Here is a 24,858-nt window from a genome sequence, read left to right on the forward strand (position 1 = left end):
CCAGTATCTGACCGGGCGCCCGGTGGTAGGAACCTCATGAATAAACACTTTGCAAGTTTTATCTCAGGGGCAGGCCACTATTTGCCTGGACCACAGGCATTCGGCACAGGACGGGCTGTTGCCCCAGCAATCCATCTCATTGTCATCGGCCATGGTACAACCTTCCAGAAACTTGCAGTCCGTGCAGGAGGGGAACCTGAAGTTTTTAACAGCCACCCTGAAGTTGATATATGCCGGATCGGTCCAGATTTCATCCAGGCATTTTTCCTTTACATCACCCAGGTAAAAAGGACGAATTTCCTTGGCCCGGCCGTAGATAAAGCAGCGGTACGAATGCATTAAAGCATAGCAAGGGGATACAAGCCCCCTGTGGTTGATCACCATGGACTTGTCCTCGATAAATTTGCAATACCTGTCGGTTCGCAGTTTCATGTAAGGAAGCTCCGCCTGGATCATCAGCAATAACGACTGGTAGTCAAAGGGAATCTCCGTATCTTCCATGTCGTAAAGAATTTGTTCCTTTATCGCCTCATTATAGGGCAGAACATTGGTCACAATCATCCGGCGCGCCTTGAGTTTTACAACAAGCTCACCCAACCGTGGTAATTTATGGTAGTTATCTTTGGTAGCTACAAACTCTATACCAAGTTCCGGATACCCCACACCCCTTTGTCTTTTTATCTCCTGCAGCAAATGGATATTCCCCATAACCCCCCGAAAGTCGGCTCCCTGCCTGATGCGGCAGTATTCCTCCTCATCCGGACCGTCCAGCGAAACAAAAATCATGTCCAGTTTAATATCGATTAATCTATTAATTATTTCGGCATTTAATAGTGAACCATTGGTTATTACCTCGACCCTGTACCCCCGCGCCTTGACCTGCTCCAGCATATCCAGCAACCGGGGGTGGCTGAAGGGCTCGCCGAAGCCGCCGAAATGCACACACTCCAGGCCGGACAGGCGATGAAGGCTGTCCAGGATACGCTCAAAAACCGCCCAATCCATGTGGGCCAGGGGGTCTTCCCAGGAATTTCTGATGCAGGTGGTGCAGGCAAAATTACATATTGTGGTTGGCTCAATGTACAATTTTTTAACATCCGGAACCCGGGGAAGGACTAAAAAGCCATCTTCCGTTCTAACACACAGAGCATCCACCAACCCCGAATCCCCCGCATACCCGCTGAAATCAAAGGGCAACGTTGTGTTCCCCTCCCGGGTGATGACAATAGGTTTTCCCATCTTAAAATTGGCGACGGAAATGGGTCTCTGGGGGGACATACAACAACCTCCTGTTCTAATTTATCTGCATTTTGTATATTAAAATGGAGCACTTGTTTTGTTTTGGAACATATCCCGGCCCGTTTTCCCCTAACATTAAACGCTGCGCAATTTTCATGCCAGTGCCAGTTGCAATGGCCACAACACATAACCCTATTTAAATATTAATTCAAAATTATAATATAATAATTTATTGATTAATGATATCATAACAATATGCTACAGCAATACTCATGGCAAACCAGCTTGTAAATAGAACATTGGAGCATATTGACAGCTACTTATTAGTGTTTTACTATATAGCTATAAAAACATAGTCGAGGGAAAATTATGGGGAGGTTTTGCCATGGGCAGAGGGTGCTGCGACCCCGGCGCCCCCAGGCCACAAAAGCTGCTGGTGGGCGACGGCGAGGTGGGCGTACTTGGTCTGGACGAGATCCTGGAAGAGGTTTCCCGTCTTTTGCTGACAGATGAGGAAAAACTGGCGGCTGAACTGTTGACCCGTTTTAAGGTGAGAAACTATGTACCGCCCTCCGCGGAGAAAAAATACGCGGCCGCCCTGGTAGCCGAGTACAGGAAACGCTACGGTTAGACCGTGAAGCAGGAAGAAAACCCGGGCTCTGCATGCACAGAAAGGGCCCGGGTATCCGTTTCCGGTGCGCCGCTCCGGACAGCGCAGCACCCGGTACAACAATTATTTAACCCCAGATGGTCCCGTAAATCATCCCGGCAATGGCGGACATAATCACCACCAGTGAAATATAGACGGCGGCCTTTTTGGTGCCCATGATCTGCCTGATCACAATCATGTTCGGCAGACTTAAGGCCGGCCCGGCCAGAAGCAGTGCCAGGGCCGGGCCCTTGCCCATCCCGCTGCCGATGAGCCCCTGCAGGATAGGAACTTCCGTCAGGGTGGCAAAGTACATCAGGGCCCCGACTATGGAAGCAAGGAAGTTGGCGCCAAGGGAGTTTCCTCCTACCAGGGCCGAAATATATTTGGCCGGGATGATCCCCGTATCGGCCCCGGGCCGGCCCATGAGAAAGCCGGCCACCAGCACCCCGCCCAGCAGAAGCGGGAAGATCTGCCTGGCATAGCCCCAGGTGGACTCCACCCAGCCGAGCAGCTCGTCTTTAGTAAACCAGAGCTTCAATATTACCGCCAGCACAACCAGGAAGAAAACGGTGAGATACCAGTGCACCTGGTAGACGGCGCTGAAGAAACCCACCGGCTGGGCCGGCTTGCCCCAGGCGGCAAAGATCAGGATCAGGACCATGGTCAGGAAGTAAATCCCGTACTGCCACAGAGATCTCCTGTCTTCCGGGGGGGGCGGCAGGAGAAGGGCGGCTTCTTCCCTGGCCTTTTCTTCTTTGCGGAAAATCAGGTGCATGAGCAGGCCGATGATGATGGAAAAGGCCACCGCCCCCACCGCCCGGGCCACTCCCAGGTCGAAGCCCAGCACCCGGGCAGTGAGAATAATGGCCAGGACGTTGATGGCCGGGCCGGAATAAAGAAACGCCGTGGCCGGGCCGATACCGGCACCCCGGGTGTAGATCCCCGCAAAAAGCGGCAATACTGTGCAGGAACACACCGCCAGTACGGTACCCGACACCGAAGCGACGCCGTAGGATAAGATTTTATTTGCCCCCGCTCCGAAATATTTCAAAACCGAAGCCTGGGAAACAAACACCGCGATGGCCCCGGCGATGAAAAAGGCCGGTACCAGACAGGTCAAAACGTGTTTTTGGGCGTAATCCTGGAGCATAAAAAACGCCTCCAGGATGGCCGATTGCACCCGCGGGTTATGCAGGGGAATATAAAAAGCCGCCAGGAAAATGGCCACCATTAAGAGAAATTTGTCGCGTTCTTTCATTGCCGGCGCTCCTTTCCTCAAAATATAGATAATCATTACATCCTTTTATGATCAATTGAAACCCTATCACCTCCCGGGAGAATCCTTAATAAAGAGTATATTAGATTATTATAATATTGTCAACTACTTATAAGGCAATTGTTAAAGATTAAGGAAAATCAAATAATTAGTCGGGCCAGAAAAAAAGCGGGGAGTGGCTCTCCCGCTACCTTCATGAGTATAAACAATATCCTGACTTACCACGTGAGGCACCTCCGCCGCTCGTTTAAGGGTTGCACTGCAGACGTTTCTTTACTTCTGCACAAACTTTCTCAATGTCTTTCCTCTCGAGGTCGAAATTATGATTCTTTTTGATATCCAGCCCGGTAACGACTATATAATCGGTCACCGGCAAATTTACATGCTCAAAAATTTTTCTGGCGCAGGCCGTCGGGCAGCCGTCAATGACCACCAGCCGGTTTCCCTTTGAAGATTCAATGAAGCTTTCCACATGACCGCCTACCCCGGCCAGGCAAAAGAGCTTTCCGAGATCCCCTCCCTGGTGAGTTCCACCGCCGCCTGGTTGGCAATCTGCCCCACATTGGAACCGCCGGAACACGGAAAAATAAGCACCGGGGCCGCCTCGCAAGTGCAGGTGCAGGTATCCGCCATCCCTACATCCCCCCTTTATTATTTCTCTTCTTCGATGTAACGCTTAATGTCTTCCTTTCCGGGAACCTTACCAAATACCTTGAGTTTGCCGTTGACCATCAGGCCCGGAGTGAGCATGACCCCGGCCTGCATGATTTCATCCAGCTTTTCCACCTTTTTAATGTCAGCGTTCAACCCCATCTCGTTGACCACCTCGGTCACCGCCTTATGCAGCGCCTTGCATTTGGGGCAGCCGGGCCCGAAAATCTTGATCTCCATAACAACTCGCACCTCCATGATTTAATGATTTTATAGGCATGATTATGCCAGATTTTCCCCGCAGGGCGAGACAAAACTCCCGCCAGGCAGGTATTTGTAACAACGGAAGTTACCTAAAGCTCAGCGCAATTCATGGGCGAAATACCTGCGCTTGAAGGCCAGGGCCACGTTAACCAGGCTGATCAGCACGGGTACTTCCACCAGGGGACCGATGACGGTGGCAAAGGCCTGGCCGGAGTTGATGCCGAAGACCGCCACGGCCACGGCGATGGCCAGTTCGAAATCGTTGCTGGCGGCAGTAAAGGAAAGGGTGGTGGTGGTCGCATAATCCGCCCCGATCATTCTTCCCAGGTAGAAGGTGACCAGCCACATAAAAACAAAATATATGGTCAGGGGGATGACTACCCGGATCACATCCACAGGCAGGGTTACTATCACTTCACCCTTCAGGGAAAACATCACCAGGATGGTAAACAACAGGGCAATCGGGGTAATCATCCTGATCCGGGGAATAAAGTTCTGCTCGTACCAGTCCCGCCCCCTTGCGCGGACCATTGTGGTACGGGTGATGATGGCCGCAAGGAAAGGAATGCCCAGGTAAATAAAAACGCTCCTGGCAATTTCAGCCATGGAAACATCCACCGCTATGCTGGAAAGGCCCAGCCAGGCAGGAATTACCGTCAGGAATATATAGGCGTAAATAGAATAGGTCAGTACCTGGAAGATGGCGTTAAAGGCCACCAGCCCCGCGGCGTATTCGGGACTGCCTTCGGCCAGGTCGTTCCAGACCAGAACCATGGCTATGCAGCGGGCCAGCCCCACCAGGATAACCCCGGCCATCAGATCCGGTTTATCGCGCAACAGCAGGACGGCCAGGGAGAACATAACCACCGGACCGACAATCCAGTTCATGATCAGGGACAGGGATAATACCTTTTTATTGCTGAAGACTGCGGGCAGTTCTTCGTAACGGACTTTCGCCAGGGGCGGGTACATCATCAGGATGAGTCCGATGGCAATGGGTATGCTGGTCGTGCCGACCTGAAACCTGCCCCAGAAACTGGCAATTTGCGGGTATATGTAGCCCGCCAGCACACCTACGGCCATGGCCAGGAAAATCCAGAGGGTCAGGTAACGGTCAAAGAAGGAAAGCCTGCGCGTCACGGATTGAGCCATATTTGCTACCTCCTGTTATCTCTTTCTTCAGGATTACCCTGCCTTAATTTGCCCACTGAACAGCAAAACACCCGCTGGGTGCTAACCCATGGGCAATTTTCATTTTTGGGCATCCAGTTCGGCCTGCTTGATCAGGTAAAGCTGCTCGGCCGTAAGTACGTTCCCGTCCTCCACAACCGGCTCCATGTAATAAAGGCACTGCCACCGGTGCAGCTGATCAGCAGGCGGTATCAACCTTCCGCTTGCATAACAGCGGATTTGTTGCGGCTCCGCAGCATCGGACACCGCCAGACCGCACTTACGGCAATCCTGCAACAGTGCAAACACCTCCCCTTTGAGTAATTGCATCCCACTACAAAATCATCATTATTATACTATATGCTATTAATCTAATACAATGGGCATAATTTCTAGCATCCTTCCAACATCACCATGGACTCACGATTCAAAAAAGAGCGGCATCTGCGCCGCTCTTTTCTCGTAGCTACCTGTTAAAGCCGGGGAAACCAGTGTCTCCCCGGCTTATGTCAATCAAATTTGATTAATTTTGGGGCAAGGTAAAACGCCCTTCCACTTCCGAATTCGGCAGGCCCCATAACCCGCTCACCCGGCATACGTTTTTTAACCGTTGAAAAACCGCTTAACCGCATATCCGGCTTCCATGACCGCATTAATCAGCTCATCCTGGGAGGTATGGTCGGGATCAAATATGACCACGACCGTGCCGGCCGTTGCGTCCACGCAGGCCCAGCTGACCCCCTCTATACCTTCCAGAATCCTTTTCACTTCCAGCCGGTCATCCTCGGAGCGGATACCCTCGATGCGCAGGACCAGGTTTTCACTGCCCACCGCCATTGCTCCCTTCAGGGGGTAAAAACCAGTGTCTGTTTTAATCAGCAGGTTAATTAAACCTGAGCCCATGTTAGCATAATGTCTTTTTCTTTTCAATGAATAATACACGACAATTTTTACATAAAAAACTGCATTATATAACTTATTGCCAGAAAAGTAACCAGGGAACCCAGAACCCCCCGGATCAGCCGTTCAGGTAAATATTTCTGGAGGTAGGCTCCAAAGTAGGTACCCAGCAGGCCACCCGCGCCGAAAAGCGCCCCCAGCAGCCAGTCGGGGGAAACGCCGGCCTGAGCCCCTGCTGCCGTAAGAGACAGTAAATGGTAAACGATAACCCCGGCAATGGAGGTGAGAAAAGTTCCGGCCAGGGCGGCCCCCGCAACGGTGTATACGGGTAGCCCCAGGACGGAGACCACAAAGGGGGCAATGATGGCTCCCCCGCCGATGCCGTAAATGCCGCCGATCAGGCCGACTACCAGGGCCAGGGTAAAAACAACCGGGGTGCTGAAGGAGAAGGTTTCCCCCCAGAAATCATATTCAATTTTACGCAGAGACACCGAGCGGGTTTTAACCACCGCCTCGGGGGGGAGACCCGCAGCAATACGGCCTGCCGATTCCTCTTTAATCTGCTGCACCCGCTCCCGGAACTTCTTCTCCAGATTTCTGGTCTGCTCTTTGCTCTTCAGGTAACGGCCGGTGGTTTCGTACAGCAGGCGCACGCCCAGGTAGAGCAAAACCAGGCCCACAAAAAACTTGAAGGCTTTCGGGTCGGGCAGGTACCGGATGCGGATCCAGGCGCCGACGAAAACTCCAGGCAAGGTAGCGATAATCACCACCCAGGTCAGGGGCCAGGCCATGCGCCCCTCCCTTATGTAACGGGCCAGCCCCCCGGGGATGGCCACAATGTTGTAGATCAGGTTGGTGGGGCTGACGGCCGGGGTGGTAAAGCCGAGAACGCTGACCATAAAGGGCAGGAGCAGAAAGGCTCCGGACACCCCGGCCGAGGCCGTAATCGAAGAAACCAGGAAAGCTACCAGCGGGGGTATAAGGGGGAAAACGTCAACACCGGACACGGGGAAATGCATGGGCCAAACCTCCTTTACCCAAAAAGTTGGGGATTGTCATCCGGGGAGATTACCGCAGCCGGCCTGGCGAGGGGTGGGTGGCTATCTCCCGGCCCACTGCCGGTTGAGTTCCGGCCGGGCAGGCTAGCAGGGGATGAGGCCGCAATTCTCCAGGATTTGCTGGCCCTCTGCCCCGGTAATAAATTCAACCAGCCACCGGGCCTCCACGGGATAGCGGGCATTGCGGGGTACCGCCACGGCAAACTCGATGGGCGCCCCGGTAAGCAGCACACGCTCCCCCGGCTTCCTGCCCTCCAGGGTAACGCTGGCCGTGGCATAATAACCGGCCAGGGCGGGGCTGGAAAGATTGATCCGGGAGGGCAGGTTCACCTGGCACAGGCCCAGCTGGCGGGCTACGGAAGAGTATAAAAATGCATATTCCACCCTTCCTTCCACCAGCGCCCCGGCTAAATCGATGGACTTGGGATATATCCGGGAACAACGGTCCTTCAGGGTTTTGTAAAGCCCCGGCCGGCCGTAAAACTTTTCCGCCAGCTGCCAGACCATCAACGTCCGGTAACCACAGGGGTCCAGGTTGTGGTCGGAACGGCCGTAGATTACCCCGGGGGAAAGGAGCACATCCATCCAGTTATCCCCGGTAATTTTTCCGCTACCCCGGGAATAGCGGTCAAAGGCCACCACCATCTGGTCGGTGGCAAAGACATAATAGTTGTCCACATAGTCGGGCACCAGCCAGCTGGCAAATACGGCCGTATCGGCCAGGGCTACCACATCGTATATGCCTCCGCTAAAAATACGGGCGGCACATTCCCGGGATCCCGCCGACTCCAGCTCCACGGGAAGATCCGGGTAGCGCTCTTTAAAAACCCGGCTGCATTCCCCCATGGGCCTGCGCAGGGCCCCGGCATGGAGAATACGAAAGGAGATTCGTGACATTATTCACACACACCTCCACCATAAAACTCCGGCCAGAATTACAGCCAGAGCTATCCCTGCGGCAAACAGCTCTCACCCCCCTGAAGATCCGGCCTGCATTCATTTTCATAAAGCCGGATGAACTTTTCCAGTTTTTCCTTCTGCCTGCGTACGGCCAGCATACACTCATCCAGCAGTTCCTCCCCCCTGGAAGTGAGTGTATACTTGCGGCGGGCAGGCCCCGTCCCCGTTGCCTCCCAGCTGGAGACCACCAGTGCTTCCTGTTCCATGCGGCGCAAATTGCGGTACACCGTAGCCGGGTCCACTTCCCCTTCCAGCAAATCCAGCTGCGCCAGCTTTTGAATAAGCTCATAGCCATGGGCAGGTTTCAACCGCAAAAGAAACAGCAGTACCGGCAGCAGCAACCGGTCTGCTGTAAAATTCCAGGAACAACTGCATTTGCACATAATAATACACCTCATCTATTTGCAATAAGCACTTATGGTTAAAAATATAATAACATAACCGGCTCACAACGGCAAGGAGCAGTTATGCTTCATTAAAACTGTTTTTTCACCGAACCTGCTGCTCCGGGAACTTCCCGGGCGGATGGTACAGCTACCAGCAGGCCGGCCACCCCCAGCCCGGCCGCGAAGAGCATCACTCCCCGGTATCCCCATAACTCGGCAATCAAACCGCCCAGGAAGGGACCAAGGGCGTTGCAGAGATTCAAGGTGGACTGAAAAATACCTCCGGCGGTGCCCCTTTCTTCCCCGCTCCGCAGGACAATCAGCAGGGCACCCACATAAAGGCAGGACCAGGCCACCCCCAGGAGCGCCTGCACCGCCAGGAGAGCCGGCCGCGCGGTTATAAAGGCGTAAGCTGTAAAAACCCCGATGGAGAGCAGCTGGCCAAAGGCAAACACTTTATTTTCGTTAAACCGCTCCAGAACACGCATAACCAGAAACTGCACGGCAAAGTTGGTCCCCCAGAGGAGACCTATCCAGAACCTGTTCATACCCAGGGAGGAGAAGTAGAGGGGCAGGATAATCCACACGGCTGTCGCTCCCAGGTGGCGCAGGAATACGGCCAGGTAGATCTGGAAGTTCCGGCGTATTACCTGCCACAGCCCGGGACGTACTTTTTTATGAACCGTACCGGACTCGCGGAAAGTAAGGGAAAAAATAAATGCGGCCGTGGAGCAGGCAAAACTGGTAATGAAGAGCAGGTTGAATTCCTTGAGCAGCGCCGCTCCCAGGGCTCCACAAATCCACCCCAGGGAACCGTAGGAGCTGAATTTGCCCATATCGGCGCCGGACTCAAAGGCATAGGCGATTAACGCCGCCGTGGCGATCCCCAGGGATAGTCCCACGGCGGAGCGCACCAGGATCAGTACCGGCAGGCTGTGCGCCAGCAGTTGAGCGGCAAAGGTCACACCGCTGGCGGCCAGCCCCAGGCGCACAAACAAAAGCCTTCCCAGCGAGTCGGATTTCCAGCCGCAAAACAGGGAAGAAAATAAAAAAGCCGTCCCGTAAGCCGCCCCCACCAGGCCGATCTGCCAGTCCCTGGCCCCCAGCTGGGCCCCCAGCAGGGGGATGAAGATAAGGGAGCCCTGCACGGCAAAATTGAGCAAAAAATTAACCAGGCTGATGAACATCAGATGGGATCTTCCTTGTTCAGTGGCACTTGCTACAGGTTCCAAAAAGCACGCCTTCTTTCTGCCGTTAAAACTTACGTAACGCTTTTATTTTACTGTTACATAAAACAATTTTACTCCCTGCCGGCAAATAGTTCATGGGAAATACAGGCCCCGCTGCCGCTGCCACCGGCTGTAACCGAAAAAAAAGCCGCCTTCAGGCAGCTTTGCTAAGAGTTTCTCACGATCTCCTCTATTTCCGTATGTCCCGCCGCGACATAGCCGGCCACCGTACCCAGGTTCAGTTCTCCCCTGCCGGCGGCATCCAGAAGGCGGGAAAGGAAGTCCTGCAGGAAAAGATTCAACCACCGGAAAATTTCCTGCCGCCGGACATGGGCCGGGATGGAACGGTTGCCGCCACCGGCAGTATGACCTTCACCCAAACCGCTGCGGCCCTCATCGCCCACTCTCCCGCAGCAGCTCACCTTCGGCCCCCTGGCGGTGTACATATCTTCGCCTCCGGTATTCTCCAGCACCCTCCGGGCCACAGCACCCATCACCCGGGCCACCGCTTCCGCCCGGACGTCGGCAATGGTATATTCCCCCTCATGGGCAGTAAACCCCACAGGCCTCAACTGACCCCGGGCCAGCAGCTGGTTGTAGGCCGGGGTACCCCGCAGGACGACCTGGCGGTGAAAAAACAGGTGGGCGGTGGTGGAGGGGCAGTCCAGCAGTTCCATGCGCTGCAGAAAGTCCAGGTTCTCCCGAATTTCTTCCAGCGTGGTACCGGGATCGAAGTTAATGAAACCCAGGGAGATGTTCAGGCCCAGCCGGCGCAGGATAGTAATGGCCCTTTCATTCTGGGCCACGGTGGTGCCCTTTTGAAAACGGTCCAGGGCGCTCTGGGCGCCGCTTTCCACACCCAGGAACACATCCCGCAAGCCGGCCTCCACCAGCGAATAGAACACCCGCTCATCCACATCGGAGGACCGGCATTCCAGGCCGAAAACCAGGGGGAAGTCCAGCTGCCTCAACCGGCCGGCCAGTTCCAGGGCGCGCCGCCGCCCCCTTTCCCCGGGGCCGAAAAAGTTGGCGTCGGCAAAGTAAAAGGAAGGGTTGCCGGTGGCCTTGTATACCTCATCAATTTCAACCACGATATTTTCCGGGCTGCGCCCCCGCCAGACCGTTCCGGATCCGTAAAAGGAATTGAGGTAGCAGAAAGTGCAGCGGCCAAAACAGCCGCGGCTGCCCAGGATGTAGTTGTGCATGTTGCGCCGGGCGGCCAGCTCCGGAGAAGGCCGCAGGGGGAAAGGCAGGGCATCCAGGTCAGTGATGGCACAGCGCGGGGAGTTTTGCACCGGGCCCCCTTCGCCATTCACGGCCAGCCCTGCAGTGTCCTGCCAGAACCCTTTGTCCAGGCCTGCCAGGCAGCGGGCCAGATCCGTGAGGGTGAGCTCCGGTTCGCCCAGAACCACCGAATCCACAAAGGGAAACTGCCGCAACAGCGGTTCCCAGGCAAAGGTGGGGTAGTGGCCGTAGAGATTGAGGTGGATGTGGGGTTTCTCCCGCTTGATCTCCTGCAGCATGGTCATTATTTCCGCCGTCCGTCCCCACAGGAATTTTAAGTGCACACCCAGCAAATCAAAGTCTTCGGCCAGCAGCTGCTCCCTGGTTGCCTCCACGTCCAGCCCGGCCAGGTCCGCATCCATAACGGCTACGTCCAATCCGGCCTGCTTTAAACAGGCCCCGGCGTAACCGGTGAGCAGGCAGGCCGACAGGGGGGCGTTGACCACCAGGTCATCGGTATAGGGATCGGTCAGCAGGGGTGGGTTGAGGAGTAAAACCCGCATGGCAGCTCACCTCTCCGGGAAGTAATGTTATAAGGTAATGTTCAGCAGCTATTTTCACCCACGGTTCTCTGGTACGGGTGACAGCTGTGCCTCGTCGCTGTCTTTGCAGTTAACAAGGCGGTTTTTACTCCAAGAGCACCAGCCCCACCCGGGAGCAGGGTTCGTCCGGCTCCCGGGCCGGGGTTAAATTCAGGCCGTTGTTGCGTAACGTCTGGAAGACATCGATGCCGCAGGCCTCCAGGGAAGGGCGGGCCTCCCCGGGGCGGCGGCACGCACCCCCCGTATTGCACTCTTCACACAGGCCGCACGGCCCCGCCCCCAGCCCAAAGGCCTTGTAATAACCGGACCGGAAGGCAAGGTGCTCCAGGTGGGCGGCCAGGTAGCGTACCAGCCAGGATGTCGGGGCCAGAAAGAGAAGGCCCGTACGGTAACAGTCCAGCACTTTTTCCGTCTCCTCGGGCCGGGGGCTGAAGGGAGGGCAGGTAAGGCTCCTGCCGTAGCCGGGGCAGCCGTACTGGCATTTCCAGCGCACCCAGGGGGCCACGGTGACCGTTTTGACATCTATTACCCTGGTTTCCGTTGCCCCGGCTTCCCGGGCCACCCGGTAGAGATGCTCCACCAGATCATCCAGGGCCACGGCTTCAACCGGCCCGGCAACGGGCCCGCCCCTGTTGTTAAAAGTTACTGTCAAGGACTCTTCCTCCCTTCTATTTGTCATTCCATTTTCTCCCTTTTAACAACCCGCTGCCTGGGGTCAGGGGGTGGTAAGTCACATCCACAAAACCGGTGTCCTCCAGCCAGTTGCCCATTTCCTGCACGCTGTACACCCGACCGGTAAGGGTACCCACCAGCATGTTCAGGTCAAAGAGGGCGGCTTCCAGGGAGGGCTCTTCAGCCAGGACGTAATCGTGGATCACCACCTGCCCGCCCGGGCGCAGGGCCCGGAAGACCCGCTCCATGAGCTGCCGGTTGGTGGCGGCGTCATAAATGTGCACCACATTGGAGGCCAGAACCAGGTCGTAAACCCCTTCGCCCAGCTCGTCCCTGGTGAAATCCCCGGCACATAGCTCCACCCGGTCCAGAACCCCCGCCGCTTCCATCAATTCCCGGGTGATCTCCAGGGTGGGAGCCAGGTCCAGGATGGTGGCCCGCACCCCGGGCTCTTTCTTCAACAGGGCAACGGTATACACCCCGGGCCCGCCTCCCAAATCCAGTAAGCGTTCGCATCCGCTTAAATCCAGCACGGCGGCCATCTGCTCCGCTTTGAGCCGGGCCTGGTCCCCCATGGCCAGGATATAGTCCCGCAGGCGCTCTTCATAGTTGGCCCGTTCCACAGCCTCGAAACCCACCGGGCGGCCGGTGCGCACGGCTTCGCCCAGCCGGGACCACCCTTCGGCCAGGTTGGCAAAGTGGTGCACCGCATGGCCCAGGTAGGCGTCCCTTCCCCGTACCAGATGGCGGCTGGCCAGTGGGGCGTTGCGGTAAAACTCGCCCTCCCTTTCCACCAGCCCCAGCCCCTCCAGGGCGACCAGCAGGCGGGCGGTGGCTTCCGGGTGGGTGCCCAGGGCCGCGGCCACCCGGGCAGCAGTCCGGGCGCCCCGGGCCAGGACATCAAAGAGGCCCAGGTCCACGGCGGTAAAGAGCGTATGGGCCGCCCAGTGGCCGCGGCAAATATGCAGTATATACCAGCCGCCGGAAGAAGAACGCGCTTCATCGCTACACATTTACACGTCACCTCGAAAATGCCGTGTTGCCCGGCCAGTGTTCAACTGCCGGATTTTTTCACAGCCGGAAATATTCCCTGACCAGCCGCAGGGCACACTCATCGCCGCAGGCGCTGCAGAGTTCTCCTTCTTCTTTCTCCAGGTAACAGCGCACCAGGGCCGGGTCGATGGCCAGGCCGGCCACAGCCTCCCGGTCCAGGGAAGCCCGGGCCCGGGCCATTTTTAAATCCCACTCCCAGGCCCCCCTGACGCCTTTGGCAATGTCGGCAGCGTGGGCGGCAATGCGGGCGGCCATCACCCCCACCCGCACGTCCTCTTCCGTGGGCAGGCCCAGGTGCTCCGCCGGGGTGACGTAGCAGATGAAATCCGCCCCGGAAGCCCCGGCCAGGGCACCGCCGATGGCCGCGGTGATGTGGTCGTATCCCGGGGCTACATCAATGGCCAGGGTACCCAGGACAAAATAGGGAGCCTGGTGGCAGAGCTGTTTTTGCAGGAGCATGGTGGTCTCCACATGGTGTATGGGCACGTGTCCCGGCCCCTCCACCATCACCTGCACCCCTTTCTCCCTGGCCCGGGCCACCAGTTCGCCGGCCACCAGCAGGCCCTGGATCTGGGAACCATCCAGGGAATCGGCAATACACCCGGGGCGGATGGCATCGCCCAGGCTCAAGGTGACGTCGTACTCCCGCAGGATGTCCAGAACCCGGTCAAAATCCTCGTAGAGGGGATTTTCCTTCCTGTTGTGCAGCATCCAGCCGGTGAGGAAGGCGCCGCCCCGGCTGACGATGTCCGTCACCCGGCCGGTTTTCTGCAGGCGCTCCACCACCTCAAAATTGAGGGCGCAGTGAATGGCCATAAAATCAACGCCCGCGGCAGCCTGCTTTTCTATGGCTTCAAACATGTCCTCCGGGGTCATGGCCACAATACCGCCCCTCTTTTCGATGGCCTCAATGCCCGCCTGGTAGATGGGCACGCTTCCCACGGGAACCGTGGCCCTTTCCAGGCTAACGCGGCGCATGCCGTCGATGTCCCCCCCGGTGGAGAGGTCCATAATGGCATCGGCCCCGGCGGAAATGGCCACTTCAATTTTGCGGGCCTCCATCTCCGGGTCGTCCCGGTCGCTGGAAGTGCCGATGAGGGCATTTACCTTGGTCCGCAGGCCCCGCCCGATGGCGCAGGTCCGGATTCCTTTCCGCAGCCTGTTTTTCGGGATGACGATTGTACCTGCAGCCACCCCGGCCCGGATGAATTCCGGATCTACTCCCTCCTGCCGGGCCGCCTCCTCCATTTCCGGCGTAATAAAGCCCTTCCTGGCTGCCAGTAACTGGGTCATAACCTAACACACCCCCTGCTCTTTGCCCAGATATTCCCCGACCACCTGCATGGCGCAGTACCTGCCGCACATGGCGCACGCCCGGTGAGAACCACGGCTGCGCTCCCGGCGCAGGGCATCAGCCCGGCGGGGATCAATGGCCAGCTCGATCTGCCTGTCCCAGTCCAGGGCCTTGCGGGCCCGGGACATTTCCAGGTCCCACTGCGCCGCCCGGGGCTCCCTGGCCACGTCGGCCGCATGGGCGGCAATGCGGGCGGCAACGACCCCTTCCCGCACCTGCTCCACACCGGGCAGTCCCAGGTGCTCTGCAGCGGTGACGTAACAGAGAAATTCCGCCCCGGCCCAGGCCGCAAGGGCCCCGCCGATGGCCGCCGTAATGTGGTCGTATCCCGGAGCGATGTCCGTAACCACCGGGCCGAAGACAAAATAGGGCGCCCCGTGGCAGAGCTGCTTTTCCAGCTGTACGGTGGCCTTCAGGTGCCCCAGGGGGACGTGCCCCGGTCCTTTGACCATCACCTGCACCTGCTGCTGCCGGGCCCGGGCCACCAGTTCCCCCAGCACCACCAGCTCCTGCACCTGGGCCGCGTCCAGGGAATCGGCCAGGCAGCCCGGACGCCAGCCGTCGGCTAGGCTCAAGGTAACATCGTAGCGGCGGCAGATCTCCAGCAGCCGGTCGAAATGCTCATAAAGGGGATTTTCCCTCTGGTTGTAAATCATCCAGCCCATTAAATGGCTGCCCCCGTGACTGACCAGGTAATCGACGCGGCGGTGTTTCTTTGCCGCCCGCAGGGTCTGCAACGTGGTGGCACAGTGCAGGGCCAGAAAATCCACCCCGTCGGCCGCCTGCCGCTCGATGACCTCGAACATCTCGTCCACCTTCATTTTGACCGCCGCCCCGTACTTCTCCCGGGCTTCCGCCAGGGCCTGGTACACGGGCAGGGTACCCACGGGCGTGGTGGTTGCGGCCAGCACGGCCCGCCGGGCACCGTCTATATCCCCATATACGCTCAGGTCCATGACGGCGTCCGTCCCGGCTTCCACGGCGGCGCGCACCTTGGCCACTTCCCCCTCGATGGTATCACCGGGCCCTGCCAGGCCCACGCTGGCGCTTACCTTCACCCGAAGTCCTGTTCCGATGCCCACGGGATCGATGTTCTTTCTCCTGCGGTTGCGGGGAATGACAATGGTACCTTCCGCCACTCCCCGGCGGACAAATTCCGGGTCCACCCCTTCCCGGCCGGCCACCCTTTTCATTTCCGGGGTAATTTCCCCGGCCAGGGCCCTGGCCATTTGCGTCGGCATTTATAACCACCTCCAGGCAGGTAAAATAACAGGTAAAATAAAAAGTCCCCAGCCAAAAACTTTCTGGCTGAGGACTTTACCATCATCCTCCGCGCACGGCCGCCCTTTCGCACGAGGGCGACCACACTTCAAACAGGCAGGTCTCCTGGCTAACGGATCATTGCCCTTCCCCCCGGCCTTCCCGGCCGGCGTTCAACCGCGCTGCTTTTCTTACCTGCAGCTGTACACGGTGAATGCCTGCGGCCAGTGACCGGGACAAGCTCCCCGACTACAGTGGCGGGACCGCGCCGTTTCCGGGTGGTATGCCACCCGTCCGGACTTCCCTATTCTCCCCTTCATGGGGCACCTGTTTGACTATTCAATTATCCAGGGTCTATTTTAACACAGCCGGCCCGGGGCGGGCAAGAAAAATTTTCCGTGAGATTCAAAATCAACCCCTCCGGCGGGCCGGGAAACCGGTTATGATTTACCAACCGCGGCTCTGGAAATGAACACATAAAAATGATATTATTTAAAAAAGATTAACAAATTAATTATTTTAAAGAAAGGTAGGGAGAGGCTATGGCCAACCAGTTTGCCGGGCTTTCCAGGGAAGAACTGCTGGCCGTGCTGAGCGATTTTGCCAAGCGCTGGCTGGCCCACGACGGGCTGTGGTTCCAGGCCGTGGAGCGGGAGCATGGCATGGAGGCAGCCATCAGGGCCGATGCGGCCGCCTGGGAACAATTCACGGTCAACGAAGCCAGGCGGATCATGAAGCTGCACGGCATCCCGGAAAACGGGGGCATCCCGGCATTAAAAAAGGCGCTGGGATACCGCCTGTACGCCCTGCTCAACCGCCAGGAAATTGTCGATGTGGACGAGAACCGGATTATTTTCCGCATGAACGACTGCCGGGTGCAGTCGGCCCGCAAAAGGAAAAACCTGCCCGACTTCCCCTGCAAAACCGTGGGGCTGGTGGAATATACGGAGTTTGCCCGGGCCATCGACCCGCGCATTAAAACCCGCTGCGTCTGCTGCCCGCCCGACGAGCACCCGGAAGAATATTACTGCGCCTGGGAATTCTGGATCGACTGAACGGCTTTCACCCGTGCCGGGCGCCGGCGGTCAGCTAGGCGCCCGACACGATCACATTGGCCAGCCGGCCGATGCCGGATATAACCACCTCCACCTGATCGCCCGGCTGTACCGGCCCCACCCCGGCGGGAGTACCCGTAAGGATGACATCCCCGGGCAAAAGGGTCATAATATGGGAAATAAAACTGACCAGCCGGTATACGGGAAAAATAAGCTGTGAGGTGGAGGAGTGCTGCTTTCTCTCCCCGTTGAGGTAAAGTGAAACTTCCCTGTCCCCCGGATCCAGGCCGGTGACGATATAGGGCCCCAGGGGCAGGAAGGTGTCGAAGGATTTGGCCCGGGTCCACTGCCCGTCCTTTTTCTGGAGGTCCCGGGCAGTAATATCATTGGCGCAGGTATACCCCAGAATGTATTCCGCGGCCTCTTCCTCCTGCACCTGCCAGGCCTTTTTCCCCATCACCACCGCCAGCTCGGCTTCGTAGTCCACCTGCCGGCTCATGGCAGGATAAACAACAGGTTTTCCCGGACCGGTTACAGCTGTGGGCGGTTTGAGAAACAGCACCGGTTCCTCCGGCAGGGAAAGGCCCAGCTCCAGGGCGTGATCCCGGTAATTAAGCCCCACACATACCGCCTTTGTGGGCAGGCAGGGCGCCAGCAGTTCCACTTCCGCCAGGGCAAACCGCCGTCCCGGGACCGGTTCCAGAGATTGAAAGGGGTCGGCCACAGGCAGAACCGTGTCACCATCAACTATGCCGAAAAAAGTCTGTCCCTCATAATGAAAGCGGCCAATACGCACAAAAAAACACCCCTGTTTACAGCGTTGATTTTCCAGTGTTATTTTACCACAGTCCTGACACTCTTTCACCCGGAGCTCTCACCTTCCGGCAAGGACGAAGGCGGGCCCGGGACCCTGGATAGCCGGGGCCGGCGCCTGAAGAGCGGAGAGCCAAATGAGTCGGAAACACTTCCGGAGACCCAAAATTGAGCGCCAACTTGATCCGCAAGGCTTATGGTGTGGACGGGAGCTAATCACGCCCGGCGAGAAAGTGCGATACACCTTGATTTGTCACGTAAAACAGTGATACACTTATTTACGTGGAGGTGAGGGATGTGGAATACCAGAATGTTACCCTTTCGCTACCCAGGGAAGTGTTGCGCCGGGCAAAACATATCGCAATTGAGCGCGGAACCTCGCTCTCCGGTCTTCTCACCCATTTACTCGAGGAACTAACGCGCAAAGAAGACGAATACTGCAGAGCAAAAGAATACCATCTGGCCATGCTGGACGAATTTGACCTGGCAACAAAGGGAAACATCACCTGGACCAGGAGCGATCTCCATGACCGGTAAAAACAGCAACCGGCAATTTGTGGATGCCAACGTACTGGTCTATGCCCACGATTTGTCAGCCGGGGGAAAACACGTACGGGCTAAAGCCCTGGTCGAAGAACTCTGGCAATCGGGGGAAGGCTGTCTCAGCGTGCAGGTATTGCAGGAGTTCTACGTTACGGTAACACAAAAAGTCCGCCGACCGCTTGCACCGGAAACGGCATCACGAATCGTTGAATATCTGTCGAACTGGCACGTGCACACCCCGAATGTGGGCGATGTGCTGGAAGCTATCAGGATCCACCAGCGGTACGCCATATCCTTTTGGGACGCGATGATTATTCGTAGCGCTGCCGCACTGGGCTGCAAGGTCATCTGGTCCGAAGATATGAACCCCGGACAGTATTATGTAGAGGTAAAGGTTATAAATCCTTTTGCACCGGATGCCCGGCCATAATTCTCCGCCGGTGACCAGCAACAAAGGGCCGGGTCCACCGCCACAGCGGAAACCCGGCCCATCCTGACCGGCCACTACCTAGTTCCCGGAAAGGATATTATCCTGCCCGGGCGCCGGTAATTCTCTGGCTTCTTTTGCTTCAGCCGGCAGTTCAATCTTTACTTCGCCGTAGTCGCACCTGTTCACCTGCACCCGCATTTCCACCAGTTCCACCGGTATGCTTTCCTCGCCAAATTTGTTGTTCAGAGCAACCACGACAAAAGCCTCCCCGCCCCGGGTCAGATAGTCATCGGTGCCGATATAATCCTTGCCCCAGAGGGAAATGGAGCGGACCATCCGGGCAACTGCATCCAGCGCCTTCTCAAATTCCGGCCCGGAAAGCTGTGAACGCATGGATGCAGGCAGGTAGAGCTGGAAGAAAGCGGCCAGATCGTCAATCCGCCCGTAGTAGCCAAGCTCGTACACCGTTTCCCCATTTTTCTGGGTGGTACCCAGGACATGATAATGGAACGCGGATAACAGATCCTCCGGTATCCCCCCGGCACCCATTTGCATTTGTTCCCGCATCATGCCCTCCAGTTCGGGCATGCTCATTTTCACCCATTCGGCCTTCCCCGTTGCCGGGTCGGTTACCTTCATGTATAACTGGCCGTCCACATAATACTGCTCCATTTCCATCGCGGGCAGCTCTCCCCCGGCGTTGCCGGAATTCACAGGCTCAAAGCGGAACCGGCCGTTCATATACCAGGTGCCGGGGAGAATCATTTTCATTTCCATCTGCCCCGACATCTTCAAAGCCGGTACCTGAGCGGCCATATCCGCCCGCGGCTTGACAGCCAGATCAAGGGTGGCTTCCATAGCCATGGTGCGGGCCCGTGCTGCTGCCTGCTGGCTCTTTTTCACCACTTCCATGGCCCGGGGATCGCTGCCGAAGACCCGGGCCAGCAAATCGGCAGCTTCACCCACCGTAACCTGCTCCGCCGGATCCAGTTCTCCGGTAAGCAGACCCTGGTCGATCAACCAGTTATAAGGAATAGCCCCCCAATGCGCGGGCTGCAGCGGGCTTTTGACTTCAGGCCTGTACAGCGTCCCGGTCAGGCCCAGGGTGCGGGCCACCATCACGGCTGCCTCCACCCGGGTAACAGGCTGTACGGGCCGCAAAGTCCCGTCGGCATAACCCGTCATAATCCCTTGCTGCTTCAGGGTGGATAGAGCGGGTAAATACCAGCTCCCCGGTTCAACATCCCCCGCGGGCAGGGCGGAATCCACAGCCAGAGGTAAGCCAGCCGCCTCGACCAGCATGGCGGCAAAAGCACCGCGGCTGACGGGACCCTGGGGATCGGGTGTTTCCGGGAAAATTTCCAGCAGGCTTTCCCGGTCCAGCGGCTGGGCAAACACCAGCGAAGCGGGCACCAGGATCAGGAGCAGCAGGGTCAAAATTATTAAAGGTAACCTGGGCATTCTTTCACCTCCAGTTTTTCTATACAGGCTCTTACCTTTTTAGCCGAGCGCCTTTCCCCACCCCCCTTAACCGTTTTTGTACCGGCCAGCCCCATTGTGATTCCAGCAGTAAGAAGTAAAAAAACCGGTTTAAACTACTTTTCTCTGTTTAAACCGGAATTTCCTGCAAAAAGGAAAAAAATAATACCGGCGGGAAATAACACCGTAAATCCCCGCTAAATGCGCAAAACCTTTTCCACCTTGTCCAGGTGCTCGAACATGGCCCGGCGGGCATCCTGATCCCGGCCCTCTTTTATAGCCTGGAAAATAGCTTTATGCTCGTTCAGCAGGCGCTGGGGGGTGCCGGGCGTCATGTAGAGCTGCATGCGCGCCGCGCGCAGCACTCTCTGCATGGTACCGGCAATGGTGTTCATCAGCTCCACCAGCAGGGAATTGTGGGTAGCCTCCGCTATGGCATAGTGAAATTTCCAGTCAGCCTTCTCCCCCAGTTCCCCCGCTTTTATATCGGCCTCCATCTGGGCCAGGGCCTCCTCCATCTGGGCCAGTTCCTCCGGGGTATGCCTCAAGGCAGCCAGGCCGGCCGACTCCACCTCCAGGATTTTGCGCAGTTCCATCAGCTCTTCCGTGGTATCCCGGTTCATGATCAGGACCAGCGAGAGAACGTTGATTAACTCCTGGGGTTCCACCCGCCGCACAAAGGTACCCTCACCGGGCCTTATCTCCAGGATCCCCATGGCTTCCAGGGCGCGGAAGGCCTCCCTTACTGCCGAACGGCCCACCTGGAGCTTTTCCGCCAGTTCTTTTTCCGAAATCAGCTTGTCCCCGGGATTCAGCACACCCTCGGCAATGAGCTGCTTCACCTGATCAATGATTTCCTCATATATTTTCCTGGGCTTGATGGGTTTTAATGATTCGTAAATGGCCTCCCACCCTCCTGTTTCCAGTCTTCCAGCAGCCTCCCTATCACCGGCCGCCCGCGGGATACGCTTTTCTTTATTAAATAATTCTACAGGGGCTTCATTTCTCCTACATCCAGGCTGATGTCCAGGAAGCGGGCGGAATGGGTGAGGGCACCTACGGAGATGAAGTCCACCCCCGTACGGGCCACCTCCACAATATTCTGCTCGTTGATTTTCCCCGAAGCCTCCAGACAGGCGCGGCCGGCCACGAGCTCCACCGCCCGGGCCATGGTGGGAATGTCCATGTTGTCCAGCATGATGATGTCGGCCCCGGCGGCAAGGGCCTCCTCCACCCCGGCCAGGTCCTCAACTTCCACTTCCACCTTCATGGTGTGGGGTATGCCGGCCCTGGCCAGCTCCACCGCCCGGGTAATGCCCCCGGCCACCTTGATGTGGTTGTCCTTGATCAGGACGGCATCGTACAGACCGAAGCGGTGGTTGAGGGCCCCTCCCACCCGCACGGCGTACTTTTCCAGAACCCGCAGGCCGGGGGTGGTCTTACGGGTGTCCACTATCCTGGCCTTGAAGTTCCGGATGAGGTCCACCAGCCTGGCGGTATAAGTGGCAATGCCCGACATGCGCTGCAGGAGGTTTAAGGCTACCCGCTCACCGCTCAAAATAGCCCGGGCCTCCCCTTCCACCCGGGCCAGGAGCTGCCCGGCCTGAACCCTTTCCCCCTCCCGCACCCGGATCTGGAAGGAGATATGCGGGGAAAGCCGGCGGAAAACGGCTCCCGCCACCGGCAGGCCGGCCACCACCCCCGCCTCCTTGGCATGGATGAACCCGATGGTGGTGTAACCCGGCGGTACGATGCTGTTGGTGGTCACATCTCCCGTGCCTATGTCCTCCCTGAGCACCCGGTCGATAAGTTCCTCCAAAACAATGTCCTGCACGCTTCCCCCCCCCCTTATAAGGCTCCCGGAATGCGCCCGTCCGGACCGGACCCTCTAGCGGCGCAGGATGATATGTTTTAACCACAGATCCCGGGGCTGGGGATAATCAAGGCGGTAATGCCCGCCCCGGCTCTCCGTACGGATCAACGCCGCCTGGGCAATCAGCTGCCCGGCCAGGAGCATGTTCCGGACTTCCATCTCTTCCACGTTCCGGGCCCGGTATTCGGCCAGGTGGGCCCACTCTTCAAAAAACGCCAGGGCTTTCTCCAGCCCCTGGGCCGTGCGAACCGGCCCCACATATTTCCCCATCACGCTCTGTATTTCCCGGCGCAGGTGGGCCACGTCCATTTCAGGGGCGTCGCCCAGTTCCCGGCAGGAAAATTCCGGGTGACCGGAACGCCGCGGTGGAAGGCTGTTCACCCGCTCCACAATACGGCCGCCGAAAACCAGTCCGTCCAGCAGGGAATTGCTGGCCAGGCGGTTGGCCCCGTGCACCCCCTGGCAGGCTACCTCGCCGCAGGCATAAAGCCCCTCGATACTGGTTTCTCCATAAAGGTTGGTTTTTACTCCTCCCATCATATAATGGGCTGCCGGAGCAACGGGAATGAGGTCCCTGGTGATGTCCAGCCCGTAAGAAGCGCAGGTGCGGCTGATGGTGGGAAAGCGCTGCTGGACCTTTTCCGGATCCAGGTGGGAGAGATCGAGGAAAACCCTGTCCGAAGCGGTGCTGCCCATCTCTTTCAGGATGGCCCTTACCACCACATCCCGGGGAGCCAGCTCCGCCAGATCGTGGTAACGGGGCATAAACCGCTCCCCATAGCGGTTCCGCAGGTACGCACCTTCACCCCGCACGGCTTCGGAAATGAGAAATGGCGGCGCCCCCGGCAGGCTCAGGACAGTGGGGTGGAACTGGATGAACTCCATGTCCATCACTTCCGCACCGGCCCGCCAGGCCATGGCAATGCCGTCCCCGGTGGCCACCGCGGGGTTGGTATTGTGCTCGAAAAGCTGGCCCAGGCCGCCGGTGGCCAGGACCACCGCCCGCCCCCAGAAGACCCTGAGTTCCCCCGAGGAGCCGTCCAGGGCCAGCACGCCGTAACAGGTGTTGTCCTGCACCAGGAGGTCCACCGCGAAATGGTTTTCCCGCACTTCAATGTTGGGCGACAGGCGCGCCTGCCCGGAAAGGACCCGCTGGATCTCCGCCCCCGTGGCATCCCCGGCGGCATGGAGAATGCGCCGCCGGCTGTGGGCCCCTTCCCGGGTCAGGGCCAGTTGCCCGTTTTCCCGGTCGAACCGTGCCCCCATAGCGATTAATTCCCGCACCCTGCCCGGCCCCTCGTTGACCAGCACATTCACCGCTTCAGGATCGCAGAGGCCCGCCCCGGCGGCCAGGGTATCCTTCAGGTGCAGGGCGGGAGAATCGGAATGACCCAGGGCGGCGGCAATACCTCCCTGGGCCTTATCGGTGTTGCTATCTTCCATGGTGTACTTGGTCAGCACCACTACCTGCCGGTCGAAACGGCTGGCCGCGTACGCAGTATACAACCCGGCTATGCCACTGCCCAGGATTACATAGTCCCAGTTTTCCTGGGGCAGCTGCCGGGTATCGAAGTTAACCAGGTATCTTCCTATCAATCCTCAATCCCTCCTCTGGAATCAGGTCACCGCCAGCATCCTCTCCAGGGAGCGCAGGGCCTTTTCCCGGATCTCCGGCGGCACCGTCACCCGCGGTTCCAGGGTAACCAGTGCCCGGTGCACCTTTTCCAGGGTGGTGGCTTTCATGTTCGGACAGATTAACTTATCGGAAGCCAGGTAAAACTCCTTGTCCGGGCATTGCTTGCGGAACTGGTGCAGGATACCCGTTTCCGTGCCGATGATGAACTCCCTGGCACTGCTCTCCCGGGCAAAGCGGATCATCCCCGTGGTGCTGGCCACGGCATCGGCCAGGTTAATTACTTCCGGGTGACATTCCGGGTGCACCAGCACCAGGGCTTCGGGATGGGCTTCCCTGGCAGCCAGCACATCTTCCGCAAACAACCTGTCGTGGGTGTTGCAGTAACCTTCCCAGAGGTGGATTTTCCTTCCCGTCTGCCTGGCCACGTATTGCCCCAGGTTCTTATCGGGGATGAACAGTACGGGCCGGTCTTCAGGCAGGGAGGAAACGACCTTCACCGCGTTGGCACTGGTGCAGCAGACATCACTTTCGGCCTTGACGGCGGCCGAAGTATTCACGTAGCAGACCACGATTACCCCCGGGATTTCTTTTTTTCTCTCCCGCAGGGCTTCCACGGTGACCATGTCGGCCATGGGGCAGCCCGCTTTGATTTCGGGCAGGAGCACAATTTTATCGGGAGACAAAATGGCCGCGCTCTCGGCCATAAAGTGGACACCGCAGAAAACAATGACTTCCGCGTCGGTTTTGGCGGCCTGCTGGGCCAGCCCCAGAGAATCCCCCACAAAATCGGCAATCTCCTGGACCTCCGGGCGCTGATAGACGTGGCTTAAAATTACCGCCCGCCGCTCCTTTTTTAACCGTTTAATTTCTTCAGATAAATAACGAACCTTTTCCTCATTACCGGACATGCATGTTTCACTCCTTACACCATAGAACCAGCAGAAAAGAAAAAACCACCTTCTACCCCAGCGCCCGCGGAAAAAAACCGCAAAAAGCCACCAAAAATGTCAACAATCATGAGATAATTCTAACCACAGGGGCAGAAGATTGTCAAGATCCGGGTTACAGCAGGGGATCCG

The 24,858-nt window shown here is 57.7% G+C and carries 25 protein-coding genes, 1 pseudogene and 1 riboswitch; of the genes and pseudogenes, 4 read left to right on the forward strand and 22 right to left on the reverse strand.

Annotated features, from left to right (window positions below; all coding sequences use genetic code 11):
- Nucleotides 1-63 precede the first annotated feature (63 nt).
- Complete coding sequence (locus tag BUB44_RS04065; RefSeq protein WP_073163408.1) at nucleotides 64-1,278, reverse strand: tungsten cofactor oxidoreductase radical SAM maturase; 1,215 nt, start codon at nucleotides 1,276-1,278, stop codon at nucleotides 64-66.
- Between the two features lie 346 nt (nucleotides 1,279-1,624).
- Between BUB44_RS04065 and BUB44_RS04070 the strand changes: the two genes are divergently transcribed.
- The gene (locus BUB44_RS04070; RefSeq protein ID WP_073163410.1) at nucleotides 1,625-1,870 is read left to right on the forward strand and encodes a hypothetical protein; all 246 of its coding nucleotides are present in this window, start codon (nucleotides 1,625-1,627) and stop codon (nucleotides 1,868-1,870) included.
- Between the two features lie 106 nt (nucleotides 1,871-1,976).
- On the opposite strand, the gene BUB44_RS04075 is transcribed toward BUB44_RS04070, so the two are convergent.
- From BUB44_RS04075 to thiC, 15 genes and pseudogenes are all read right to left on the reverse strand, one after another.
- Nucleotides 1,977-3,149, reverse strand: a complete 1,173-nt coding sequence (locus BUB44_RS04075; protein ID WP_073163534.1) for a permease — start codon at nucleotides 3,147-3,149, stop codon at nucleotides 1,977-1,979.
- Nucleotides 3,150-3,414: 265 nt separating this feature from the next.
- Nucleotides 3,415-3,800: pseudogene (locus tag BUB44_RS16095) on the reverse strand (putative zinc-binding protein).
- An 18-nt stretch (nucleotides 3,801-3,818) separates the two neighbouring features.
- Complete coding sequence (locus BUB44_RS04085; protein ID WP_027355805.1) at nucleotides 3,819-4,058, reverse strand: thioredoxin family protein; 240 nt, start codon at nucleotides 4,056-4,058, stop codon at nucleotides 3,819-3,821.
- A 120-nt stretch (nucleotides 4,059-4,178) separates the two neighbouring features.
- Nucleotides 4,179-5,234 carry an ACR3 family arsenite efflux transporter gene (arsB, locus tag BUB44_RS04090; protein WP_027355806.1) on the reverse strand — a complete coding sequence of 352 codons (1,056 nt, stop codon included), beginning with the start codon at nucleotides 5,232-5,234 and terminating at the stop codon, nucleotides 4,179-4,181.
- Between the two features lie 99 nt (nucleotides 5,235-5,333).
- Nucleotides 5,334-5,549, reverse strand: coding sequence for a hypothetical protein (locus BUB44_RS04095; RefSeq protein WP_073163412.1), 216 nt, complete (start codon nucleotides 5,547-5,549; stop codon nucleotides 5,334-5,336).
- A 306-nt stretch (nucleotides 5,550-5,855) separates the two neighbouring features.
- Nucleotides 5,856-6,083: a heavy-metal-associated domain-containing protein gene (locus BUB44_RS04100; protein ID WP_165611002.1), complete on the reverse strand. Its 228-nt coding sequence runs from the start codon at nucleotides 6,081-6,083 to the stop codon at nucleotides 5,856-5,858.
- 119 nt (nucleotides 6,084-6,202) lie between these two features.
- Entirely contained in the window at nucleotides 6,203-7,171 is a 969-nt protein-coding gene (locus BUB44_RS04105) for a sulfite exporter TauE/SafE family protein (RefSeq protein WP_073163416.1), read from the reverse strand.
- 123 nt (nucleotides 7,172-7,294) lie between these two features.
- A complete protein-coding gene (locus tag BUB44_RS04110) occupies nucleotides 7,295-8,107 on the reverse strand; it encodes an extracellular solute-binding protein (protein ID WP_073163418.1) in 813 nt (270 codons plus the stop codon).
- A 50-nt stretch (nucleotides 8,108-8,157) separates the two neighbouring features.
- The gene (locus tag BUB44_RS04115; protein WP_027355810.1) at nucleotides 8,158-8,553 is read right to left on the reverse strand and encodes a helix-turn-helix transcriptional regulator; all 396 of its coding nucleotides are present in this window, start codon (nucleotides 8,551-8,553) and stop codon (nucleotides 8,158-8,160) included.
- Nucleotides 8,554-8,645: 92 nt separating this feature from the next.
- A complete protein-coding gene (locus BUB44_RS04120) occupies nucleotides 8,646-9,788 on the reverse strand; it encodes an MFS transporter (protein ID WP_242655835.1) in 1,143 nt (380 codons plus the stop codon).
- A 164-nt stretch (nucleotides 9,789-9,952) separates the two neighbouring features.
- Nucleotides 9,953-11,572 (reverse strand): B12-binding domain-containing radical SAM protein, encoded by a 1,620-nt coding sequence (locus BUB44_RS04130; RefSeq protein WP_073163423.1) that lies wholly within the window; start codon nucleotides 11,570-11,572, stop codon nucleotides 9,953-9,955.
- Between the two features lie 124 nt (nucleotides 11,573-11,696).
- On the reverse strand, nucleotides 11,697-12,263 hold the full coding sequence (locus tag BUB44_RS04135; protein WP_165611003.1) for a DUF2284 domain-containing protein: 567 nt from the start codon (nucleotides 12,261-12,263) through the stop codon (nucleotides 11,697-11,699).
- Between the two features lie 16 nt (nucleotides 12,264-12,279).
- A complete protein-coding gene (locus tag BUB44_RS04140; RefSeq protein ID WP_073163425.1) occupies nucleotides 12,280-13,296 on the reverse strand; it encodes a methyltransferase in 1,017 nt (338 codons plus the stop codon).
- A gap of 58 nt (nucleotides 13,297-13,354) precedes the next feature.
- Nucleotides 13,355-14,629 (reverse strand): B12 lower ligand biosynthesis ThiC-like protein BzaB, encoded by a 1,275-nt coding sequence (gene bzaB / locus BUB44_RS04145; RefSeq protein ID WP_073163427.1) that lies wholly within the window; start codon nucleotides 14,627-14,629, stop codon nucleotides 13,355-13,357.
- A gap of 3 nt (nucleotides 14,630-14,632) precedes the next feature.
- Nucleotides 14,633-15,931 carry a phosphomethylpyrimidine synthase ThiC gene (gene thiC / locus BUB44_RS04150; RefSeq protein ID WP_073163429.1) on the reverse strand — a complete coding sequence of 433 codons (1,299 nt, stop codon included), beginning with the start codon at nucleotides 15,929-15,931 and terminating at the stop codon, nucleotides 14,633-14,635.
- A 118-nt stretch (nucleotides 15,932-16,049) separates the two neighbouring features.
- Nucleotides 16,050-16,296: riboswitch (cobalamin riboswitch) on the reverse strand.
- Nucleotides 16,297-16,492: 196 nt separating this feature from the next.
- Here thiC and BUB44_RS04155 point away from each other — a divergent pair.
- Nucleotides 16,493-17,005, forward strand: a complete 513-nt coding sequence (locus BUB44_RS04155; RefSeq protein WP_027355814.1) for a DUF6125 family protein — start codon at nucleotides 16,493-16,495, stop codon at nucleotides 17,003-17,005.
- Between the two features lie 34 nt (nucleotides 17,006-17,039).
- Here the strand turns inward: BUB44_RS04155 and BUB44_RS04160 are convergent, their stop codons facing one another.
- The gene (locus BUB44_RS04160) at nucleotides 17,040-17,801 is read right to left on the reverse strand and encodes a fumarylacetoacetate hydrolase family protein (protein WP_051617869.1); all 762 of its coding nucleotides are present in this window, start codon (nucleotides 17,799-17,801) and stop codon (nucleotides 17,040-17,042) included.
- A 314-nt stretch (nucleotides 17,802-18,115) separates the two neighbouring features.
- On the opposite strand from BUB44_RS04160, the gene BUB44_RS04165 reads away from it, so the two are divergent.
- Both BUB44_RS04165 and BUB44_RS04170 read left to right on the forward strand, forming a co-directional pair.
- Nucleotides 18,116-18,355, forward strand: a complete 240-nt coding sequence (locus BUB44_RS04165) for a DUF6364 family protein (RefSeq protein WP_073163431.1) — start codon at nucleotides 18,116-18,118, stop codon at nucleotides 18,353-18,355.
- Complete coding sequence (locus BUB44_RS04170) at nucleotides 18,345-18,791, forward strand: PIN domain-containing protein (RefSeq protein WP_073163432.1); 447 nt, start codon at nucleotides 18,345-18,347, stop codon at nucleotides 18,789-18,791. The genes BUB44_RS04165 and BUB44_RS04170 overlap by 11 nt, the downstream gene beginning before the upstream one ends.
- Before the next feature lie 78 nt (nucleotides 18,792-18,869).
- On the opposite strand, the gene BUB44_RS04175 is transcribed toward BUB44_RS04170, so the two are convergent.
- From BUB44_RS04175 to nadA, 5 genes are all read right to left on the reverse strand, one after another.
- Nucleotides 18,870-20,252 carry an S-layer homology domain-containing protein gene (locus tag BUB44_RS04175; RefSeq protein ID WP_073163434.1) on the reverse strand — a complete coding sequence of 461 codons (1,383 nt, stop codon included), beginning with the start codon at nucleotides 20,250-20,252 and terminating at the stop codon, nucleotides 18,870-18,872.
- Between the two features lie 215 nt (nucleotides 20,253-20,467).
- Nucleotides 20,468-21,112 carry a FadR/GntR family transcriptional regulator gene (locus BUB44_RS04180; RefSeq protein WP_242655837.1) on the reverse strand — a complete coding sequence of 215 codons (645 nt, stop codon included), beginning with the start codon at nucleotides 21,110-21,112 and terminating at the stop codon, nucleotides 20,468-20,470.
- A gap of 146 nt (nucleotides 21,113-21,258) precedes the next feature.
- Entirely contained in the window at nucleotides 21,259-22,104 is an 846-nt protein-coding gene (gene nadC, locus BUB44_RS04185; RefSeq protein ID WP_027355818.1) for a carboxylating nicotinate-nucleotide diphosphorylase, read from the reverse strand.
- Nucleotides 22,105-22,158: 54 nt separating this feature from the next.
- Nucleotides 22,159-23,739 (reverse strand): L-aspartate oxidase, encoded by a 1,581-nt coding sequence (nadB, locus tag BUB44_RS04190; protein ID WP_073163436.1) that lies wholly within the window; start codon nucleotides 23,737-23,739, stop codon nucleotides 22,159-22,161.
- A 21-nt stretch (nucleotides 23,740-23,760) separates the two neighbouring features.
- Complete coding sequence (gene nadA, locus BUB44_RS04195) at nucleotides 23,761-24,687, reverse strand: quinolinate synthase NadA (protein WP_073163439.1); 927 nt, start codon at nucleotides 24,685-24,687, stop codon at nucleotides 23,761-23,763.
- Between the last annotated feature and the right edge of the window lie 171 nt (nucleotides 24,688-24,858).

Source organism: Desulfofundulus australicus DSM 11792 (assembly GCF_900129285.1).
Classification (GTDB): Bacteria; Bacillota; Desulfotomaculia; order Desulfotomaculales; family Desulfovirgulaceae; genus Desulfofundulus; species Desulfofundulus australicus.

Bases quoted from the DNA above. Each gene is read 5' to 3' on its own strand.
- nadA (WP_073163439.1), bottom strand. From the start codon at position 24,687: ATGTCCGGTAATGAGGAAAAGGTTCGTTATTTATCTGAAGAAATTAAA.
- BUB44_RS04065 (WP_073163408.1), bottom strand. From the start codon at position 1,278: ATGTCCCCCCAGAGACCCATTTCCGTCGCCAATTTTAAGATGGGAAAA.
- BUB44_RS04130 (WP_073163423.1), bottom strand. From the start codon at position 11,572: ATGCGGGTTTTACTCCTCAACCCACCCCTGCTGACCGATCCCTATACC.
- BUB44_RS04110 (WP_073163418.1), bottom strand. From the start codon at position 8,107: ATGTCACGAATCTCCTTTCGTATTCTCCATGCCGGGGCCCTGCGCAGG.
- BUB44_RS04170 (WP_073163432.1), top strand. From the start codon at position 18,345: ATGACCGGTAAAAACAGCAACCGGCAATTTGTGGATGCCAACGTACTG.
- BUB44_RS04105 (WP_073163416.1), bottom strand. From the start codon at position 7,171: ATGCATTTCCCCGTGTCCGGTGTTGACGTTTTCCCCCTTATACCCCCG.
- BUB44_RS04075 (WP_073163534.1), bottom strand. From the start codon at position 3,149: ATGAAAGAACGCGACAAATTTCTCTTAATGGTGGCCATTTTCCTGGCG.
- thiC (WP_073163429.1), bottom strand. From the start codon at position 15,931: ATGCCGACGCAAATGGCCAGGGCCCTGGCCGGGGAAATTACCCCGGAA.
- BUB44_RS04155 (WP_027355814.1), top strand. From the start codon at position 16,493: ATGGCCAACCAGTTTGCCGGGCTTTCCAGGGAAGAACTGCTGGCCGTG.
- BUB44_RS04140 (WP_073163425.1), bottom strand. From the start codon at position 13,296: ATGTGTAGCGATGAAGCGCGTTCTTCTTCCGGCGGCTGGTATATACTG.
- BUB44_RS04175 (WP_073163434.1), bottom strand. From the start codon at position 20,252: ATGCCCAGGTTACCTTTAATAATTTTGACCCTGCTGCTCCTGATCCTG.
- BUB44_RS04070 (WP_073163410.1), top strand. From the start codon at position 1,625: ATGGGCAGAGGGTGCTGCGACCCCGGCGCCCCCAGGCCACAAAAGCTG.
- BUB44_RS04085 (WP_027355805.1), bottom strand. From the start codon at position 4,058: ATGGAGATCAAGATTTTCGGGCCCGGCTGCCCCAAATGCAAGGCGCTG.
- arsB (WP_027355806.1), bottom strand. From the start codon at position 5,234: ATGGCTCAATCCGTGACGCGCAGGCTTTCCTTCTTTGACCGTTACCTG.
- BUB44_RS04115 (WP_027355810.1), bottom strand. From the start codon at position 8,553: ATGTGCAAATGCAGTTGTTCCTGGAATTTTACAGCAGACCGGTTGCTG.
- bzaB (WP_073163427.1), bottom strand. From the start codon at position 14,629: ATGACCCAGTTACTGGCAGCCAGGAAGGGCTTTATTACGCCGGAAATG.